The organism is Eikenella sp. (genome assembly GCF_057315495.1).
Genome location: NZ_DBHKXY010000056.1, coordinates 1 through 18,282 on the forward strand (window position 1 = coordinate 1; position 18,282 = coordinate 18,282).

Genomic DNA, 18,282 nt, shown 5'->3' on the forward strand with positions numbered 1-18,282 from the left:
CAGGATAAGGCTTGCGGGGGGGCTTTAGCACCTTTTTTGTTACTTATGCCGAAATCTTCTATCCCAGCTTTCTCCAACGCTTCGCGCCATACCCTAGTGCTGACCTCTTGAACTCTGCCGCCGCGTGTGTTGGTAAACACATAATCGCTTACCCTTGGTCGCCCCATCAATACTTGCATGGCGGTGTGATTGAGCGGCACGCCGATTGCCCTGCCCGCTTTAGCTTGGTCGGGATATATCCAAGCCACCTGCCGGTTAAGGTCTATCTGCTCCCATTTGAGATTAAGCACGTTGGCTTGCCTCAATCCGGTAGCGAGCGAGAAGATAACCAGATGCTGCATATAGGGCAGGTGTGCCAAGGCATTAACTAGGCGCTGTGCTTCTTCGGGATACAGCCATCTGATGCGTTTCTTGGGCTCTTTGTGAAGCTTGAGCTTGGGGGCTTTGTCTAGCCAGTCCCATTCGTTCACGCATTTATTCAGGATGGCGCGTATCAGGGCAAAGTGTCTGTTCTTAGTGCTGCCTGTTCCCGGTCGCTTATTCACTACGCTATGGATTAGGTCGCGGGTTAGCATCTCAAGTGGCAGGCCGCGCAGTTCGGTTAGCAGCCTTATCTTTGTTTTGTCGTCTGACAGGCTTTTCTTGCCTTGGTTTTCTTGTATCCAGCGGATGCAGGCTTCATCCCATAAGTGCTGCGGTTTCTCCCCTAGTTTCTCTTGCCGCCAAAGCTCGTGCTTCAGTTTATCGTGCAACTCTTGCGCGAGTTGTCGGTCGGTTGGAAGGCTTTGCTGAATTCGCCACCGGCCCTGTCGAGGTATTGGGTAACACCCGCGAAGCACGGGCGATGGCGCGTGAAGCACGAGCCGAAGCAGCGGCGCAGGTGCAAGCGGAAATCGACCAGGCGGCACAGCAATCCAAGTTGGCGCAGCGTGATCCGGTAACCTTTAGCGAAGTAGTGGATGAGGTGGTGGGCGATAAACACCATTTGTATTTGGATGCACAGGCATTGAACCAATCCGGTTTGGCAGAGGCGGCGGCCAAGGCTTCGCCCAGTATCGCCGCCCAGTATGCCCAAGCCTTGCAACAAGGCGGGGATATTCAAGTGCCGCAGAATGAATGGGTATCGCTGATTTCTCCCAATAAAGAGTTGGCTGCCCCATTGCGCCAGATTGCCCGCTTCGAACCGGACGGGGTATCGCTGGCGGAAGCGGCAGAGCAGAAAGCGGCCGCCCAAGCGGAAGGCCAGCAAGAACTGGAAGCACAGGCGCGGCAACAGGAACGCGCGGCACAACAGCAGGCACAGGCCGAACGGCAGGCGGTGGAACAGGAAGTGACCGACCAGCTGGAACAGGTTGGGCAGTTCGACCGCAAGGCCAATCAGAACTATGCGGCATTGGTTAGCAGCTATGTGGCCACGCAGGCGCAGCGCTTGGGCATCCCTATCCCTGAAATGTGGCAGGCGCACAAGCTGAATATCGTAGGCGATATTGGTAATGCGCCGGCGTTGAACCAGGCACTGGCTTCTGCGCCGCCGAAAGGCTGGGTGCATGCTGAAACAGATATGGAGTTTAGAAATCTGTGGAACGGCACCAGTAAAGCACAGGCAGCTTTTTTAACTGACCAGCACCCCAAGCTGGAGAACGATTTTCCGGAATTAGCCGGATTCTCGCTTTCCTTCGACCGCTCGGCGGTACACCATATCCGCACCCAACATGGCAACAGCGCAAAGGAGATCGCCCGCGGGCAGCTTCCGATTTTAGAAGATGACATCGCCAGAATCGGCGATATTGTGCAGGATTATGACGATGTTCGTTTCAGGGATATCCCCGGCACGAATAACAAGCGATTTGTTTTTGTTAAATCATTTAATGACGGTGTGCTGCTTTATATGGCGGAGAGCAGCAAAAAACGGCGCGACTTGCGCACCGTTTCTTTGTGGAAGTTTCCTCCAACGGCCAATGCCCACAACAAGTTGGAACATGCTGCGTCCTTGTTAAACCTAACGCCCGTAGCGGGAGGAGGCATTTCCCACACAGGAAATTCTACCCTTGATTCAGAGGCTAATCAAGGAGCATTGTATCAATCTGCGGAGCAGACGGTAGAGATGCAACAGTTTGAAGAAACAGCGCAAAAATACGGTGGGGAGGACGCTTACGCCATAGCACCGAATGCGGATATGTGGACGCTCACGTTTCAAGACAACGATTTTATCGTGGTCAACGACCTAGCCGAGGGCTTGAGCATCCGCTTTACCGATTCCGCACAAATCAATTTGGCAGAAAAGCTGCTGGCCATCATTGAGCCCCCAAAGGCTACCTGAAACACCATAGCCAAACAAAACAGGCACAACCGCAAAGTTGTGCCTGTTTGCTTATCCGCCACTCCGATTAACGGGCGGGCGAACAATCCTTATACAGCATCTGGCCGTTGGGCGCGCTCACGATGATGTCTTGGCTGCGGTAGTTGGCCGAATCCATGGCATTGGTGGTCAGGCGGTAGCCGTTGGCGCTAAATACGGTGTCCACATTGTCGGAGGCCGACAGGTTGTACGGCAGGCGCAGATTGCGGTTGTTCACACGCAGTTCGGCGCTGGTGGGCACACCGGCAGAGTTGAAGTGATAATTCACGTTCACGCGGCGGCCTTGCTGGCAAACATAGGCCACGCTGCCACTGCGGGCGGCGGCGGGCGGAGCTTGGCGGGCAGGCTCGTTTTGGCGCGGATTACAGTCTTTATACAGGAATTCGCTGCGCGGCGAGAGGATGCTGATGCCTTCTTCAGTGCGGTAGTTACGGGCGGTGAGCGCCGGGCCGGTCAGGTTGTAGCCGGCGCGGTCTTTAAACGCAGTGCCGGTGCTGTCGGAGTGGCGCGCATCGAAAGTCATGTTGCGGTTGCTGCCGCTGAGGCGGGCGCGGGCAGATACGGGTTTGCCGCGGCTGTTGAACTGATAGCTCACATCCACCTGCTTGCCTTGTTGGCAGACATAAGACACAGTGCCGCCGGCAGCGAATGCCGGAGCAGCGATGCCCACAGCCAAAGCAGCTAATGCAGTTGATTGCCAAAATTTCATTTTCAAACTCCCTTCATTTGGAATGTAGTTGGAATGTATAGTGGATTAAATTTAAATCAGGACAAGGCGGCGAGCCGCAGACAGTACAAATAGTACGGCAAGGCGAGCCAACGCTGTACTGGTTTAAATTTAATTCACTATAATTGGCGTTCTCTAGGCGGATTGGCCTTTTGCGCGGCCAAAACCCAATGCAGAACAACGAGTGCATTGTAACAGACCGTTTTCTTAAGCTACGGTTAGCCCTAGGTTAAAGTTTGTAGCGGCTGTATAGGCAAATCATGTTTCAGGTAGTCTGCAATCAGAAGTAAAGGCTACCTGAAAACAGCCTTATCCAGCCGCCATTTTATTTTCAGGTAGTCTCAACAAAACAAACGCGGTTCGGCATACCGTGCCTGCTACTTTATCCAAGCTCAATCCACGTTCACCATCACCAGCTGCATCCGGCAGGCGCTCACGGCGCTCAGCGCATGGCGCTCGTTTGGGGCAAGATACACCACATCGCCAGCATGCAGGATTTCGTGGCGCGCGCCGATGGAAAAATCCATCTCGCCTTCCAGCAGGATCACCACCACAGCCTTGGTGGAGGTGTGCTCGGTGAGCACTTGACCGGCATCCAGCGTGAAAGCCACCACGCGCAGCAAGTCGTTATTCAGCACGGTGCGCGAAGTGGTGGCCTGCTCGCTCACGGGCAGCGCCTGGTTCAGGCCGAGTTTGAATAGGGATTCGGATACGGGGGTAACAGCAGTTGCAGACATCAGATTGCTCCTTTATTTGTTAACGGGTGGGAGGAAAAATCCGGCTGGCAGGGTTTGATTAGATATTTTATTATTGTTTGAAATGGTTAGCCGATGAATACAGGCTAGCTGGCAGCAAACTTAATAAGCTGAAACCATCATAACATATTTTCAGGTAGCCTCCCGCTGCCCGGCAGGCTACCTGAAACCCCCCAAATAGTTTACACTTCGCCATTGATATCCATTCCCGCCCGCAAAACGAAAGGCCCAGCCTCATGAAACTGTTTTCGCTCATTATCAAACTGCTGCTTTTGGCGGTTTTTATCGTTTTAGCCGCATTCAACACCCATCTCGTCAACTTCAGCTATCTGCCCGGCAGCGAAATCAGCCTGCCGCTGATTCTGCTGCTCTTGGCGTTTTTCGTTATCGGCGCGGTGTTCGGCGTATTTTCCATGTTTGGCCGCCTGCTCGCTTTGCGCCATGAAAACAACCGCCTGCGCAACGAAGTGCGTAAAAACGCCCGCATCGCCCAGGAGCAGCTGCAAACGCCCGCACCCGCCGATGCCGCCCAGCCTGTGCCCGACGCCGCACCGGTAAAGGAATAGGCGCATGGACGGCAATATTTGGTGGTGGCTCACCCCGATTATCCTGCTGCCCGTCTTCTTTGCCATGGGCTGGTTTGCCGCCCGGGTAGACATGAAAGCCGTGCTCAAGCAGGCCAAATCCGTGCCCGCCGCGTTTTACGCCAGCCTGGATGCCCTGGTAGACCGCAATCTTGGCAGCGCCGCCCGCCACCTGGCCGACATGACCGACCTGCTGCCCTCCGGCGACAACACCTACGAGCTGCACCTCACACTAGGCAAACTCTACCGCCAACGCGGCGAAAACGACAAAGCCATCCGCCTGCACCAGGCCCTGCTCGAAGCGCCCGAAACCGTGGGCGAAAGGCGCAACCAAGTGCTGTTTGAGCTCGGGCAAGACTACCAAAGTGCCGGCCTGGTAGACCGCGCCGAGCAGATTTTCCTCGGCTTACAGCAAAGCAATGTGGCCACCCAAGCCCGCCAGGTGCTGCTGAACATCTACCAGCAAGACCGCGACTGGGCCAAAGCCATCGACACTGCCCAACTGCTCAGCCACGACGAACAAACCTACCGTTTCGAAATCGCCCAATTCTACTGCGAGCTGGCGCAGGCCGCCCTGTTTAAATCCGACTTCGAGCAAGCCCGCGCCGACATCGCCAAAGCGCTGGACGCCAACCGCAAATGCGCCCGCGCCAACATGATTCTTGGCGATTTGGAGCAAAAACTGGGCAACTACCCCGCCGCCGTGGCCGCCTACACCGCCATCGAAAAACAAAACCATGCCTACTTAAGCATGGTGGGCGAAAAACTGTATGATGCCTACGACGCCCAAGGTGAAGCCGCCGCCGGCCTCGCCGTGCTCACAGGCTACCTGAAAACCTTTCCCCAGCTTGATTTGATCAACGTGGTTTACGAAAAATCGTTGCTGCTCTACGGCGAAGAAAAAGCAGCCGAAATCGCCGTAGAACTCGTGCGCCAAAAGCCCGACCTCGGCGGTGTATACCGCCTGCTCGGCCTGCGCCTGAGCAACCTCGATCCTGCTTGGAAAAGCGATGCCGACATGATGCGCGGCGTAATCGGGCGCACCCTGCAGAAAAACGTGATGTACCGCTGTCGCCACTGTCATTTCAAATCGCAAGTGTTCTTCTGGCACTGCCCTGCCTGCAACAAATGGGAGACCTTTGCACCCAACAAAATTGAAGTTTAGTTTCATCGTAGTACCGTAGTTTAGTTTCACCGCAGTACCGTAGTTTAGTTCCATCGTAGTTTAGTTCTAAAGGAGAAATAAAATGTCCAATAATATGATGACCATCAACCAAATGTACCGCATGCTCCACGTGTGGACACACCGCATCCGCCACAGCGACCGTTTTATCGAACGCTACAGCGGCGCCCAACACGCCCTGCTCGCCTACCTCAGCCTCGACCTTCTGATGGAAGATGATGGCTTTGTGCTGCTGATTGCCGATGGCCGGGGCGAACATGCCCTCGCCCCCGAAACCGCCGAATACCTGCGCCAATGGGGCGTTTGCGACACCCCCGATATCATCGACCGCGCCCGTGCCCTTTACCAACAGCACAGAGCCGCCATCCAAGCCGCCGCTCAAAACGGCAGCAGCATTGAAGAGTTGCGCACGCAATTCCCCCAGTTCGACGAGCTAGATGCCGACTACTGCCTGGTATCGGAAGACGATTTCTGCACCGTCTGCCCCTATATCCGCCGCCATCCAGCAGAATTCGCCGAGCTCACCGCCGCCGCAGGCGAAAGCGGTAGCCCCATGCCCCCGCTTGATGCTTAAATTAAAGGCTACCTGAAACCCATTCCTTAGCAACACGGCTTTCAGGTAGCCTTTTTCCATTTCAACCCCATCTGCTCTCATCCCATGAATCCCCTCATCCTCGACTCCGCCGCACCCACCCGCCGAACCCCCGTTATCGTTGCCCTCGATTTTGCCAACGAAGCCGACACCCTCGCCTTCGTGCGTCGCTTAAGCCCCGATTTGTGCCGCCTCAAAATCGGCAAAGAACTGTTTACCGCCACCGGCCGCCGCCTGGCCGAAGCCCTGATCAACCAAGGCTTCCAGCTCTTCCTCGACCTCAAATACCACGATATCCCCAACACCGTGGCCGCCGCCTGCCGCGTGGCCGCCGATATGGGTGTGTGGATGGTGGATATGCACACCGCCGGCGGCCGCCGAATGATGGAAGCCGCTGCCGAAGCCGTGGCCAACCACCGACAACGCCCCCTGCTCATCGGCGTCACCATCCTCACCAGTATGGAGCAGGCCGACCTCAACGAACTCGGCCTCACCGCCCCCATTGCCGATTGGGCATCCCGCTGGGCCGCCCTGGCGCAGCAATCCGGCCTCGACGGCGTAGTTTGCTCCCCGCACGAAGCCGCCACCCTGCGCCAGCAGCGCGGCAGCGAATTTGTGCTGGTTACGCCCGGCATCCGCCCCAACCCCGGCGGCAACCAAGACGACCAACGCCGCATCATGCCCCCCGCCCAAGCCCTCGCCGCCGGCAGCAGCTACCTCGTGATGGGCCGCCCCATCACCCAAGCGCCCGACCCCGCAGCCGTGCTGGCCGAAATCAACCGTCTGGCCAACCCTGCCGGTTAAGCAGCCAATATAATTAGGCTACCTGAAACCCCGCTTCATTCGTTTTAACTGCATTGAAGCTTCGTTTTCAGGTAGCCTTTATAGTGGATTAAAATAAGAATGGGACAAGGCGGCGAGCCGCAGACAGTATGAGCAATACGGCAAGGCGAGCCAACGCAGTAGCATTCTTATTTTAATCCACTATATTCATTTTGCCGCCCACCATCCCCTTTTCCGGCCACTTGCCGCCAACTGACAAGCCAGCCGTTTTCTTGTACAATCCGCCCCTTATTTCGTCAAAATCCGTAAACAATTCTGCAACTGAGCTAAGATTTCCATGAATAGCGAAACCGGCCTTATTCAACTGTTTTCCCAACATTTTCCGATTATCTACGAATATCGCCAAATGTTTTTCTTCGGCGTGCTGGCCACCATCGGCATCGCCGCTGCCGCCACCTTTTTCGGCATGATTCTGGGGTTGTGCAATGCCCTGGTCCGCGTGATTCGAATCGAAAAAGGCAACATCGTTACCAAAGGCCTGCTGTGGCTGCTGCAACAATGCTCGCGCCTCTACGTTACCCTATTCCGCGGCACACCGATGCTGGTGCAGATTTTTATTTGGCACAACGTGTGGTCGCCCCTTTTGGTGCACCAGCAAAACGGCCTGCTGATCAGCGGCGATTTGGCTGTTTACCTGCGCCAAAACTATGCCCCGCTGGTGGCCGGTGTCTTGGCACTCTCCTTCAACTCCGGCGCCTACATCACCGAAGTGTTCCGCTCCGGCATCAAATCCATCGACCGCGGCCAAATGGAAGCCGCCCGCTCGCTCGGCTTGAGCTACGGCCAAGCCATGCGCTACATCATCCTGCCGCAAACCCTGCGCCGCATGCTCGGCCCATTGGGCAACGAATTCATTACCCTGCTCAAAGACAGCTCGCTTTTGGCCACCATCGCCGTAGCCGAGCTCACCTATGTCGCCAAGAGCGCGGCCGGCCGCTATTATGTGTATGAAGAGCCATATTACTTCATCGCCTTGGTTTACCTGATGCTTACCATGGCGCTGGCTTGGTTCTTCGCCCGCTTGGAGAAAAAATACAATACCGACGGCAACCGCTAACCGCTTGCTTCAACTAGCCAAAAGGCTACCTGAACAATCAGGTAGCCTTTTTATCATTTGCAGCGCTTACTCTGCGGGCAAAAACCGATCCACGCCATTTTCACACCACACCAGCTTCTGCTCCTGAGCAGCGGCCAGCAGGCGGTCGTTTTCCGGCAGGGCGGCGCGTTCGGCTTCGGGGTGGTAAAGATGGTAGGCCACGGCAGCGAATTTCAGGTTGGCGCGTTGGCCGCCGTTGTTGAAAAAGCGGGCGACAAATTCGCTGTCTTCACGCCCCCAGCCGACAAAATCGCTGTTGAAGCCGTTGATTTTCAGGGCGTCTTCACGAAAGAAAGCCATATTGCAGCCGCGGATGCCGTGAAAATCGTCGCGGGTTTCGCGGCACAGGATGCGCTGGGAAAGCCACGGTAGGCGGCAGGCGGAGAAGCGTTTTTCAAAACGTTTTTCCAAGCCCTTTTCATACCATTTGAGCACGCGGTAGCTGGCAGGATTGGCCAGCAGCTCGTTGGTTTTCTCCGGCGTGAGGATCACGCGGCTACCCTGCACAAACAGGCCTTTTTTCGCGGCGTGTTTGTGGTCGGCGATAAATTCGGGATGCAGCACCATATCGCCGTCGACAATCACGATATAGTCGCTGCCCGCCTGCGCCAGTGCGCGGTTGCGCGATTCGGCCAGGCGGAAGCCGTCGTCTGGCTGCCAGGCGTGCAATAGCGGCACCGGGAACTGCGTCCGATAGCGTTCGACCACGGCACGGGTATCGTCGCGCGAGCCATCGTCGGCCACAATCACTTCCTGCGGCAGCACGCGCTGCGCCAGCACCGAACGCAGCACGGCTTCCAGCGCGTCGGGGCGGTTGTACGTGGTGATGATGAGCGACACGGTGAGCCGCTGGTTGGCCTCGTGCAGCTTGATGTATTTGTAGTAGGCGCCGCTGGCGTTGGCAAAGGCAATCGTCCAGCCGTCGCCGCCGTCAAACATGCCGCGTTTCAAAATATAGTTTTTGAAAAACGCCGCCGCGCCGTGCCCTACTGCGCCGAGCACCGAAGCGCGCCGTTTGAATTGCTGCTGTGCGGCAAACAAATCGGTGTAGTGCTGCATTTTGCTGATGAGGGCGGCGGCGCCGTCAAACGAGTAATGCAGGAGCGGATGTTTTTCAGGTAGGCTCACCACGCTGCTGTCGGCCGGTTCGATTAGGGATTCGTGCACTTGGTTGTCGTTGAAGCGCACGGTTTGGCGCTGGTAGAGGCGTTTCACCCAATCCGGATACCAGCCGCAGCTTTTGATGGGGCGGCCGCGATAGTGGTTGAGGCGCGGCAGGGCGTAGATTTTGCTGCTGTCGCTCCAGTCCAGCGCTCGGATGGCTTCCACTTGCTCGGGCGGCAGGATTTCGTCGCTGTCGATATTGAGCACCCAATCGTTGCGTGCCAAACCGGCGGCCAGGTTTTTCATCGGGCCGAAGCCGATAAAGTCGTGATGATGCACGGCCACATTGGGAAAGCGGCGGGCAATGTCGAGCGTGCGGTCGGTGGAGCCGTTGTCGAGCACGATGATTTCGTCAAACACGGCCAGCGCGGCCAGGCAGGCTTCCAAGTGCCGCTCGGCGTTTTTCACCAGCATGGTGATGCTCACGGGAATAGGGGTCATAAAGCCTCCTCTATTGAATGCGATTGGATGGCAAAGGCTACCTGAAAGCGAAGCTTCAACGCAGTTAAAACAAATGAAGTGAGTTTCTGCGAAGCTAAAACAAGCAAAATGGCACTTCGCTCAAACCAAGGCTTCTGAAAACAGCCGAGCCAAGGTTTCAGGTAGCCTCTAACGCCGTTTACGGACAGGTGCAGGCGTTTGGCCGGCAGCATAAACCACAAATACGGTCGGCTGCTTGTGCAGGTCGGGCAGTTGCGGCTGCTTGCGCCACTCCCCCGCCGTCATGCTGATGATGCGCTGTTCCGGCAGGGTAAGGTTGCTGGCGGCGCACAGCAGGGTATCGGCTTGCAGCGTGGCTACGGCATCGGCCAGCAGGGCGTTGTTGCGGTAGGGGGTTTCGATGAAGATTTGGCTTTCGTTGCGGCGCTGCGAATCCTGCTCGATGGTTTTCAGGTAGCCTGCCCGCCTGGCAGAATCGGCAGGCAGATAGCCGCGAAAGGCAAACTGCTGGCCGTTGGCGCCAGAAGCCATCAGGGCAAGCATCAGGCTGGACGGCCCCACCAGCGGCCATACGACAAATCCGGCGCGATGCGCCAGCGCCACCAGCACCGCGCCGGGGTCGGCCACCGCGGGGCAACCGGCTTCACTGAGCAAACCCATACTGCGGCCTTGGCGCAGCGGTTGCAGCAAATCGGGCAATTCGACAGGCTCGGTGTGCTTGTTTAACGTGCGCAGGCTCAGCTCTTGCAGCGGAGCGTTCAAACCGAAATGGCGCAGGCAGGCGCGGGCGGTTTTCTCGCCTTCAACCACGAAATCGGTGAGGCCGGCCAGCAGCGTTTGCTCGTGCGGCAGCAGGCAGGGGGTATCCGGGCTGCCCAGCGGGGTGGGGATAAGGAATAAAGTGGGTTGCATAGTTTTGTTGCTGGTTTAGAAAAGGCTACCTGAAAGCAAAGCTTCAACGCAGTTAAAATTTGGTGGTTTTTCAGAGTTCGCCTATTCATGCAGGCTTAAAATAAATTCATCAAAAGAGTTGGCTATTCTGGCTATAAAACCATCGGCATAAACAATACACACTGAGCTATCGGCCGGGTTGAAACTAATAAATCCTGTATCGCACTGGCCAAAAGCATGCATATTTCTTACTTCATTCAGTGAAAACACATCAGGTGCATTAAAGCAGATATCTACCTCGTTGCATGCCAAATGATCGGCAATAACGGAAGGCATCAGATAATTAGGAGAATCGGAAAAATCTTGTTGGAATATAGTATTGCCATCCCATACCGAGCCAAACAAATATTCATCGTTATCTGTTTTATTGGCAGGCTGAAATTTGGCATCATCCAAGCCTTTTGGATACCGTGCTAAAAACTCTACATATGCACCGGAAAATAACTTCTCTACCTTATCCATCATGCCACTACACTCTGCAACCGATAAAGTTTCTGCCAATCCATTGAAGCTAAAATTTCAGGTAGCCTCAAGCTCACAAAACCGCCACCCCTTCAGCCTGCAAAAAATCAATCAGCCGGAAAATCGGCAGGCCGATGAGGGCATTGGGATCACTGCTGTCGATGCGTTCAATCAGTGCGCCGCCCAAACCTTCGCTTTTCGCGCCGCCGGCGCAATAAACCGCATCCGGTTCGCGCTCCAGATAACGGGCAATTTGCTGCGCGGTAAGCGGGCGCATCTTCACCGCGGTGGTGTCCACATGGCGGTGCAGGCTACCTGAAAACGTATTGAGCACACACAATGCGCTGTAAAAATGCAGCTCTTGCCCGGCGGTTTCAGCCAGCATTTGTTGTGCTTTCGCCACGTCCATCGGCTTGCCCAACTGCCGCCCGTTGCAGCAGGCCACTTGGTCGGCTCCGATAATCAAATGCCGCGGGAAACGCACGGCCAGTGCGCGGGCTTTGGCTTCGGCCAAGCGTTGGGCAGTTTGGCGGGGTGTTTCTCCGGGCAGCGGCGTTTCATCGCAATCAGGCGCGGCAGTGGTAAATTGCAGGCCTAGTTTGGCCAGCTGCTGCTGTCGAAATAGCGAAGAAGAAGCGAGGACAATCGGCAGGACTGTGTTCATAAACCGTATTAAAATATTGACGTTTCAGGCGGCTGATTATATCATGACGCGTTTATGTCAGACCCTATTTTGATTGATCCGAAAGCGCTGGCCGAGCAGGCGCAGCATCTGGCCGGCCAAATTCGGCTGAGCGAGATGGACGAGCGCGTAAGCCGGCACGAGTTTTTGGCCGAACGGCAAACGCCGGTGTCTTTTGCCTTACAGGGCGGCTGCGATAAACGGCGACGCCTGTATTTGGACTTGTCGGTTTCAGCGCAGTTGTCGTTGGTTTGCCAACGCTGCATGCAGCCGCTGCCCTTTGCTTTAAACGAACAGGCACGTATCGTTTTGTTCGACAGTGAAGAAGCGCTGGATGAAGCCATGGCGGCCGAAGAAGAGCTCGAAGGCATGTTGCCGGAAGCACAGTTGGATGCAGGCACGCTGGTGGAAGAGCAGATTTTGATGGCGCTGCCGTATGCACCCTGCCACGAAAGCTGTCATTCCGATCAGCTCGATGCCGTCAATCAAGATCGCCCCAATCCGTTTGCTGCTTTGGCGGCGTTGAAAAGTGGTCGTTAATTATTTTATTCAGGTTTATCCTCAGGAGTTTGCAACATGGCTGTTCAACAAAACAAAAAATCCCCCTCTCGCCGCGGCATGCACCGCGCCCACGACGCGCTGACTGCTCCCGCTCTGTCTGTAGACAGCGCCACCGGTGAAGTACACCGCCCGCACCACATTTCCGCCAACGGCATGTACCGTGGCCGTAAAGTGGTGAAGGCCAAAGACGAGTAAATCAGCCATAGGCCGATTCCAAGCCAGCAGATTGCCCTTAGCAATTACTGGCTTTTTTGCATTGCAAACATAGGGCAGCCAATCAAGCTGAAGTTTCAGGTAGCCTGAAACGGCTCCAGCCTTGCCGATGAGTTGCCCTCCATTCAGCAGCTGTTTACAATCTGCCGTTACGCAGACGCCTCAACAACGACAGCCCGCGCTGCGCCGACCCAACAAAGGATTGAAAATGTCGGAAAAAATTTGGTATACCTACGACGAAATTCATCAAGCCATCCGCCAGTTGGCACAAAAAATCCAAGCGTCCGGCACCTGCTACGATGCGATGATCGCCATCGGCGGCGGCGGTTTTATCCCCGCGCGGATACTGCGCAGCTTCCTCAATATTCCGATCTACGCCATCACCACCGCCTATTACTGCAACGACCAGGGCCACACCACTCGTGATTCCGTGCAGAAAGTCCAATGGCTCGACCCCATGCCGGAGAGCCTGAAAGGCAAACACGTTTTGGTGGTAGACGAAGTGGACGACAGCCGCGTTACCCTGCAATTCTGCCTCGAACAGCTGCAACAAGAAGACTTTGCCTCATTAGGCGTGGCTGTATTGCACGAAAAAATCAAAGCAAAAAAAGGCATCCTCCCGCCAGATATCGCCTATTTCAGTAGTCTGGTTACGCCCGATTGGTGGATCAACTACCCCTGGGATGCCGACGACATCACCGAACACAACGCACTGGCCGCCCAAAAACCGCAACTGCCCTAAGGGCTACCTGAAACCATCCGTCCGCCGCTACTCCATTCTATTTTTCAGGTAGCCTCATGGCACGGCAACGGAACACAACGGAAACGCAGAATCAAATGATTACTTTAGCCATAGACGCCATGGGTGGCGATGCCGGCCTTACAGTTACCATTCCGGCAGCCTTGGCCTTCCTACAAGAAAAAACCGATGTCAAACTCATTCTGGTAGGCGATGAAGAAGCCGTCCGCAGCGCACTGGGCGAACACGCTTCACACGAGCGGCTGCAAATCATACATGCCAGCGAAGTGGTGGGCATGGACGAAGCCCCACAGTCGGCCTTGAAAAACAAAAAAAACTCCTCCATGCGCGTGGCCATCAGCCAGGTGAAAGAAGGGGCAGCGCAGGCCGCCGTATCGGCTGGCAATACTGGTGCCCTCATGGCTACCGCCCGCTTCGTGCTCAAAACCCTACCCGGCATCGATCGGCCGGCGATTGCCAAATTTATGCCCTCCAAAGGCGGCGGTCTCGCCCTGATGCTGGATTTGGGTGCCAACGTGGATTGCTCTGCCGCCCAGCTGCTGCAATTTGCCGTGATGGGTGGCGAGCTGTTCGGCGCCATGTATCCGCGCAACAGCCAACCGCGTATCGGCCTGCTGAATGTCGGCACTGAAGACATCAAAGGCGGTAGCGTAATTAAAGAAGCACACCACCTGTTGCAACAAAGCCCGCTGAATTTTGTCGGCAATGTGGAAGGCAACGCCGTGTTCAGTGGCGAAGTCGACGTTGTGGTGGCCGACGGCTTTACCGGCAATGCCGTACTAAAAGCCATTGAAGGAGCGGTTAAATTCATTGGCGGCATTATCCGCGAAGAGTTCAGCCGCAACTGGCTGAACAAACTGGCCGCCCTGCTGGCACTGCCCACCCTGCGCGGCTTCAAAAATCGCCTCGACCCGCGCAAGTTTAACGGCGCCATCTTCCTCGGCCTGCGCGGTATCGTAATCAAAAGCCACGGCGGCGCAGACGTAGAAGCCTTCAAATACGCCCTGCTCGAGGCCTACCACGAAGTCGAATCCGGCTCCATGGCCAAAATCGAACAAGGCATCGCCACCCAAATGGCACGCCTGACTGCCGCGGCAGAACAAACCCAAACCGTAACTAACCCCGCAGAATAAGCCCCGACCATCCCACAACCGAAAGGACGGCACAGCATGAATTGGCAACAACCTTGGATTATTGGTAACTGGAAAATGAACGGCCGCCGCAGCTCAACAGCAGCATTTGCCCAAGCTTGGACGACACAAAGGCTACCTGAAAACGTCTGTACCGGCATTGCCGCCCCCCTGCCCTATCTACTCGATTTAAAACAAGCTGCGCCCGCTCTGCCAGTCGGCGCGCAAGATGTGAGCCGCTTCGATAAAGACGGCGCGTTCACCGGCGAAACTTCCGCTGCCATGCTGGCCGACCTTGGTGCACAATTCGTTCTGCTCGGTCACTCTGAACGCCGCCAATATTTCGGCGAAAACAACGAAACCCTCTCCGTCAAATTAGACAATGCCTTGGCAGCCGGCCTCACCCCGATTCTGTGTGTAGGCGAAACCCTAGCCCAACGCCAAGCTGCGCAGGAGCAAGCTGTAGTGGCCGAACAACTCTCCGTATTGCGCGGCAAAGCCATGCCTCACATTGCCGTTGCCTACGAACCGGTATGGGCCATCGGTACCGGGCAAGTGGCTTCCCCCGAACAAATTGCCGATATGCACGCTTTTATTTACGCAGAACTCTTGTCTTTCGCCAACAAGAGTGCTAATATCCGCGCTCTTTACGGCGGCAGTGTCAATGCACAAAATGCACAAACCATCCTGACCCTGCCAAATGTAGACGGTGCCTTAGTCGGTGGAGCATCCTTGCAGGCCGACAGTTTTGCCGCCATCGTTCAAGCCGCAGCAAAACAATAAATAGCGAAACAAACATGGAAGCTTTCAAAACCCTTATTATGATTATCGGTGGCTTTGCCTCGATTGCTGTCATTGGTCTGGTACTGATGCAGCAGGGCAAGGGTGCTGATGCCGGTGCCGCTTTTGGCACTGGTAGTGCGCAAGGCGTATTCGGTTCTGCCGGCAGCGCCAACTTCCTCAGCCGCAGCACCGCTATCGCCGCCACTGTATTTTTCTGCTGCTGCTTAGCACTCAGCATCATTTCATCCAAGCAGGGCAGCGGTAACAAACTGGGTTTGGATACACCTGCTGCTGCACAGCATCACGCTCCGGCCGATTCGCAACCCGCAGCAGCCAGCCAACCGGTTATTCCGGAGTAAAAACAAATTTTGATTTTTCAGCCGACATGGTGGAATTGGTAGACACGCTATCTTGAGGGGGTAGTGACCGTAGGTCGTATGAGTTCAAGTCTCATTGTCGGCACCATCAAATAGAAACAGCCCAATTTTTCGGGCTGTTTTTTTACGTCTAATACCATCCAATGCAATCAGCCAAATTCAAGACAGGCAAGGATTTCAGGCTGATTCAAGTTATCCTTTCTCTTTCCTTGCTAAGCTAATCCCGTCTAATGCCGTCTAATTGAATTGCCCCTTTTATGGGGGTATGATTGGGGGTATCCAGAAAATACCCTCAAAAATATACCCCCAGAATGCCCCTGAACGACCGCCAAATCAAGAACGCGAAACCTACCGGCACAGGAAAGAAAGCCAAGCTGTTTGACAGTGGTGGCCTGTATCTGGAAATTACCCCGGCAGGCGGCAAAATCTTCCGCCTGAAATACCGTATAGACAGCAAGGAAAAAACGCTGACTATCGGCAAGTATCCTGCCGTTTCGCTTTCAGAAGCACGGCAGGCTGCCGAAAATGCCCGCCGTCTGCTGTCAGACGGGCAAGACCCCGCCGCCGCCAAGCAACAGGAAAAGCAAGAGCGAAAAGCCGCCGCCCTAAATACCTTTGAAGCCCTTGCCCGCCGTTGGCATGCCGACAACCTGCACCGCTGGCAGCCCGTTCACGCCGAACGCATCCTTGCCGATATGCAAAAAGACGTGTTTCCCCATATTGGGCAAATACCGCTGGCCGAAGTAAGCGTTTCCGACGTGAAAAATGTTCTTGCCGCCATTGTGGCACGCGGCGCCAATGTAACCGCCGAGAAAGTGCGGCAACGGATAGGCGCGGTGTACACCTATGCCGCCATGTTGGAGATAACCGACCGCAACCCCGCCGTACCATTACGCGGCCACTTCGAGAAAAAGACCACCCGCCACATGCCCGCCCTGCCCCGCGAAGAACTGGCCGAGTTTTACCGCCGCCTGATACTGGCCGATATTGAACCGGCAAACAAAATTGCCTTGCTGCTAACTATGCTGGTGTTTGTACGCAATACCGAACTACGCGGCGGGCAATGGGTGGAAGTGGACTTTTCAGCGGCGCAATGGATTATTCCCGCCGAGCGCATGAAGATGAAACGCAGCCATACTGTGCCGCTTTCCGATTGGGCGCTGGAGCTACTGCGGGAACTGCACGACTTAACCGGCAATACTCCCTATCTATTTCCCAGCCGCACCAAAACCACCGGCTTTATCAGCGATGCCACCCTAACCCGCATCATTGAGCGCCTAGGCTACAAAGGCATAGCCACCCCGCACGGCTTCCGCAGCTTGGCAAGCAGCATCCTGAACGAACAAGGCTACAACCCAGATGCCATAGAACGCCAGTTAGCGCATGAAGAAAGCAACCGGATTAGAGCCGCCTACAACCGGGCGGAGTATCTGGCCGAGCGGCGGGAGATGATGCAATGGTATTCAGACTATCTGCGGGAGCGATACCGCCAAGCCCAAGCCTTGATTGCAACAGATGGGGCTACCTGAAAACCAGACACCAGCAGGCGGGCTGGTGTTTTATTTCGCTTCGCATTATCCAACAACAGCTAACGAGGTATCAAACCATGCAACAAAGCATCATCCGCCCCAAACAAGCCGCCGCCCTGTTCGGCGTTTCCCTCTCCACCCTTTGGAACTGGAACAACCCCAAGCACCGGCTATACCGCCCCGACTTTCCCAAACCCTTCAAAGTTTCCGCCAATACCACCGGCTGGCTGCAATCCGAGATTGACGGCTACATCTGCAAGCTGGCCGAGAACCGCTAGGGAGGCAGGCCATGCAAAACAAAAACCGCCCGAACGCCAAGCATCCGAACGGCCAAACAAAGGGAATTACCACTACCCGCCATTCTACCATCCCTACGCAAAACCAGCGCATCCTCTCCGCCCTGCAGAGCGGGCAAAGCCTGACCGCCTACGATATGCACCAAATGGGCATCATGGGCTGCAACGCCCGCATCTGCGAGCTTCGGCAGGCAGGACACAATATCGTCTGCACCATGGAGCGCGTGCGAAACCAGTTCGGCCAAACCGTGTAGAGAGGCCGCTATTCGCTGGTGTTGGGAGGCAGGGCATGAAAGCAAATCAACTTGCCACCACCTGCCAAGGCGTAGCCGTAACCATTACCGCCAAATACGGAATGCGGGCAGACAGCCGAAATATCGCCGAATTGTTGGGCATCAAGCACCGCAGTTTTATGAAAACCATCGACCGCTATCAGGAGAAATTGGCTGAAGTGGAGCAACGCACCAACCCTTCCAACCCGTTTTACCACGTGAGATTTGAAATCGCACGTGGCAAGAGGGAGCAGGGAGGGGGAACGCCGGAGCGCTATGCGTTATTAACCGAAACGCAATGCTATTTCATTGGCACATTGTCCAAAAATACGGCGCGGGTAGTGGATTTCAAAGCCCGCCTAGTTATTGCCTTTGCACAAGCGCAAAAGTTGCAAAGCGTACATGACAACGAATACAGCCCTTTTCGTCATTTACTGGAAACCAACCCGAGCAAGCAGGCCGCCGTTTATCAGAAATTCGCCGCTGCCCTGAAAGCCTAGGCAGCATCCCGAAAAGGAGCAG

23 protein-coding genes and 1 tRNA gene are annotated in these 18,282 nt (G+C 55.5%); 17 read left to right on the forward strand and 7 right to left on the reverse strand.

The window, feature by feature from the left end:
• On the reverse strand, positions 1-470 hold a 470-nt coding region (locus ACO6EE_RS09190; RefSeq protein WP_485960732.1), incomplete at its 3' end, for a tyrosine-type recombinase/integrase.
• Positions 471-616: 146 nt separating this feature from the next.
• On the opposite strand from ACO6EE_RS09190, the gene ACO6EE_RS09195 reads away from it, so the two are divergent.
• A complete protein-coding gene (locus ACO6EE_RS09195; RefSeq protein ID WP_485960733.1) occupies positions 617-2,320 on the forward strand; it encodes a PBECR3 domain-containing polyvalent protein in 1,704 nt (567 codons plus the stop codon).
• Positions 2,321-2,387: 67 nt separating this feature from the next.
• Here ACO6EE_RS09195 and ACO6EE_RS09200 read toward each other — a convergent pair whose 3' ends face one another.
• Both ACO6EE_RS09200 and ACO6EE_RS09205 read right to left on the reverse strand, forming a co-directional pair.
• Positions 2,388-3,068, reverse strand: a complete 681-nt coding sequence (locus ACO6EE_RS09200) for an ACP-like domain-containing protein (RefSeq protein ID WP_485960734.1) — start codon at positions 3,066-3,068, stop codon at positions 2,388-2,390.
• 410 nt (positions 3,069-3,478) lie between these two features.
• A complete protein-coding gene (locus ACO6EE_RS09205) occupies positions 3,479-3,823 on the reverse strand; it encodes a cupin domain-containing protein (protein WP_023887160.1) in 345 nt (114 codons plus the stop codon).
• Positions 3,824-4,077: 254 nt separating this feature from the next.
• On the opposite strand from ACO6EE_RS09205, the gene ACO6EE_RS09210 reads away from it, so the two are divergent.
• The 5 genes from ACO6EE_RS09210 (at position 4,078) to ACO6EE_RS09230 (ending at position 8,100) form a co-directional block, all read left to right on the forward strand.
• The gene (locus tag ACO6EE_RS09210) at positions 4,078-4,407 is read left to right on the forward strand and encodes a LapA family protein (RefSeq protein ID WP_485960735.1); all 330 of its coding nucleotides are present in this window, start codon (positions 4,078-4,080) and stop codon (positions 4,405-4,407) included.
• A 4-nt stretch (positions 4,408-4,411) separates the two neighbouring features.
• Positions 4,412-5,590 (forward strand): lipopolysaccharide assembly protein LapB, encoded by a 1,179-nt coding sequence (gene lapB, locus ACO6EE_RS09215; RefSeq protein WP_485960736.1) that lies wholly within the window; start codon positions 4,412-4,414, stop codon positions 5,588-5,590.
• A gap of 82 nt (positions 5,591-5,672) precedes the next feature.
• A complete protein-coding gene (locus tag ACO6EE_RS09220) occupies positions 5,673-6,182 on the forward strand; it encodes a DMP19 family protein (protein ID WP_485960737.1) in 510 nt (169 codons plus the stop codon).
• A gap of 84 nt (positions 6,183-6,266) precedes the next feature.
• A complete protein-coding gene (gene pyrF / locus ACO6EE_RS09225; RefSeq protein WP_485960738.1) occupies positions 6,267-7,004 on the forward strand; it encodes an orotidine-5'-phosphate decarboxylase in 738 nt (245 codons plus the stop codon).
• 316 nt (positions 7,005-7,320) lie between these two features.
• Positions 7,321-8,100 (forward strand): amino acid ABC transporter permease, encoded by a 780-nt coding sequence (locus ACO6EE_RS09230; RefSeq protein WP_485960739.1) that lies wholly within the window; start codon positions 7,321-7,323, stop codon positions 8,098-8,100.
• A 66-nt stretch (positions 8,101-8,166) separates the two neighbouring features.
• On the opposite strand, the gene ACO6EE_RS09235 is transcribed toward ACO6EE_RS09230, so the two are convergent.
• The 4 genes from ACO6EE_RS09235 to ACO6EE_RS09250 form a co-directional block, all read right to left on the reverse strand.
• On the reverse strand, positions 8,167-9,744 hold the full coding sequence (locus tag ACO6EE_RS09235; RefSeq protein WP_485960740.1) for a glycosyltransferase family 2 protein: 1,578 nt from the start codon (positions 9,742-9,744) through the stop codon (positions 8,167-8,169).
• A 168-nt stretch (positions 9,745-9,912) separates the two neighbouring features.
• Positions 9,913-10,656, reverse strand: coding sequence for an SAM-dependent methyltransferase (locus ACO6EE_RS09240; RefSeq protein ID WP_485960741.1), 744 nt, complete (start codon positions 10,654-10,656; stop codon positions 9,913-9,915).
• Between the two features lie 81 nt (positions 10,657-10,737).
• Positions 10,738-11,160, reverse strand: a complete 423-nt coding sequence (locus ACO6EE_RS09245) for a hypothetical protein (protein WP_485960742.1) — start codon at positions 11,158-11,160, stop codon at positions 10,738-10,740.
• A gap of 70 nt (positions 11,161-11,230) precedes the next feature.
• The gene (locus tag ACO6EE_RS09250) at positions 11,231-11,821 is read right to left on the reverse strand and encodes a Maf family protein (protein WP_485960743.1); all 591 of its coding nucleotides are present in this window, start codon (positions 11,819-11,821) and stop codon (positions 11,231-11,233) included.
• Between the two features lie 54 nt (positions 11,822-11,875).
• Between ACO6EE_RS09250 and ACO6EE_RS09255 the strand changes: the two genes are divergently transcribed.
• The 11 genes from ACO6EE_RS09255 (at position 11,876) to ACO6EE_RS09305 (ending at position 18,260) form a co-directional block, all read left to right on the forward strand.
• Positions 11,876-12,379, forward strand: a complete 504-nt coding sequence (locus tag ACO6EE_RS09255) for a YceD family protein (RefSeq protein ID WP_485960744.1) — start codon at positions 11,876-11,878, stop codon at positions 12,377-12,379.
• 36 nt (positions 12,380-12,415) lie between these two features.
• The gene (rpmF, locus tag ACO6EE_RS09260) at positions 12,416-12,595 is read left to right on the forward strand and encodes a 50S ribosomal protein L32 (RefSeq protein WP_003824258.1); all 180 of its coding nucleotides are present in this window, start codon (positions 12,416-12,418) and stop codon (positions 12,593-12,595) included.
• 226 nt (positions 12,596-12,821) lie between these two features.
• Positions 12,822-13,355, forward strand: coding sequence for a phosphoribosyltransferase (locus tag ACO6EE_RS09265; RefSeq protein WP_485960745.1), 534 nt, complete (start codon positions 12,822-12,824; stop codon positions 13,353-13,355).
• A gap of 95 nt (positions 13,356-13,450) precedes the next feature.
• Complete coding sequence (gene plsX / locus ACO6EE_RS09270; protein ID WP_485960746.1) at positions 13,451-14,506, forward strand: phosphate acyltransferase PlsX; 1,056 nt, start codon at positions 13,451-13,453, stop codon at positions 14,504-14,506.
• Positions 14,507-14,542: 36 nt separating this feature from the next.
• Positions 14,543-15,286: a triose-phosphate isomerase gene (gene tpiA, locus ACO6EE_RS09275; RefSeq protein WP_485960747.1), complete on the forward strand. Its 744-nt coding sequence runs from the start codon at positions 14,543-14,545 to the stop codon at positions 15,284-15,286.
• 14 nt (positions 15,287-15,300) lie between these two features.
• Positions 15,301-15,645 (forward strand): preprotein translocase subunit SecG, encoded by a 345-nt coding sequence (secG, locus tag ACO6EE_RS09280; protein WP_485960748.1) that lies wholly within the window; start codon positions 15,301-15,303, stop codon positions 15,643-15,645.
• 20 nt (positions 15,646-15,665) lie between these two features.
• Positions 15,666-15,751 (forward strand) — tRNA-Leu (locus tag ACO6EE_RS09285).
• Between the two features lie 223 nt (positions 15,752-15,974).
• Positions 15,975-17,192 carry a tyrosine-type recombinase/integrase gene (locus ACO6EE_RS09290; protein WP_485960749.1) on the forward strand — a complete coding sequence of 406 codons (1,218 nt, stop codon included), beginning with the start codon at positions 15,975-15,977 and terminating at the stop codon, positions 17,190-17,192.
• 77 nt (positions 17,193-17,269) lie between these two features.
• Positions 17,270-17,470 (forward strand): helix-turn-helix transcriptional regulator, encoded by a 201-nt coding sequence (locus ACO6EE_RS09295; protein WP_064086185.1) that lies wholly within the window; start codon positions 17,270-17,272, stop codon positions 17,468-17,470.
• An 11-nt stretch (positions 17,471-17,481) separates the two neighbouring features.
• Positions 17,482-17,742 (forward strand): helix-turn-helix domain-containing protein, encoded by a 261-nt coding sequence (locus ACO6EE_RS09300; RefSeq protein WP_485960750.1) that lies wholly within the window; start codon positions 17,482-17,484, stop codon positions 17,740-17,742.
• Positions 17,743-17,777: 35 nt separating this feature from the next.
• Positions 17,778-18,260 (forward strand): Rha family transcriptional regulator, encoded by a 483-nt coding sequence (locus ACO6EE_RS09305; RefSeq protein ID WP_485960751.1) that lies wholly within the window; start codon positions 17,778-17,780, stop codon positions 18,258-18,260.
• The last annotated feature ends 22 nt before the right edge of the window (positions 18,261-18,282 follow it).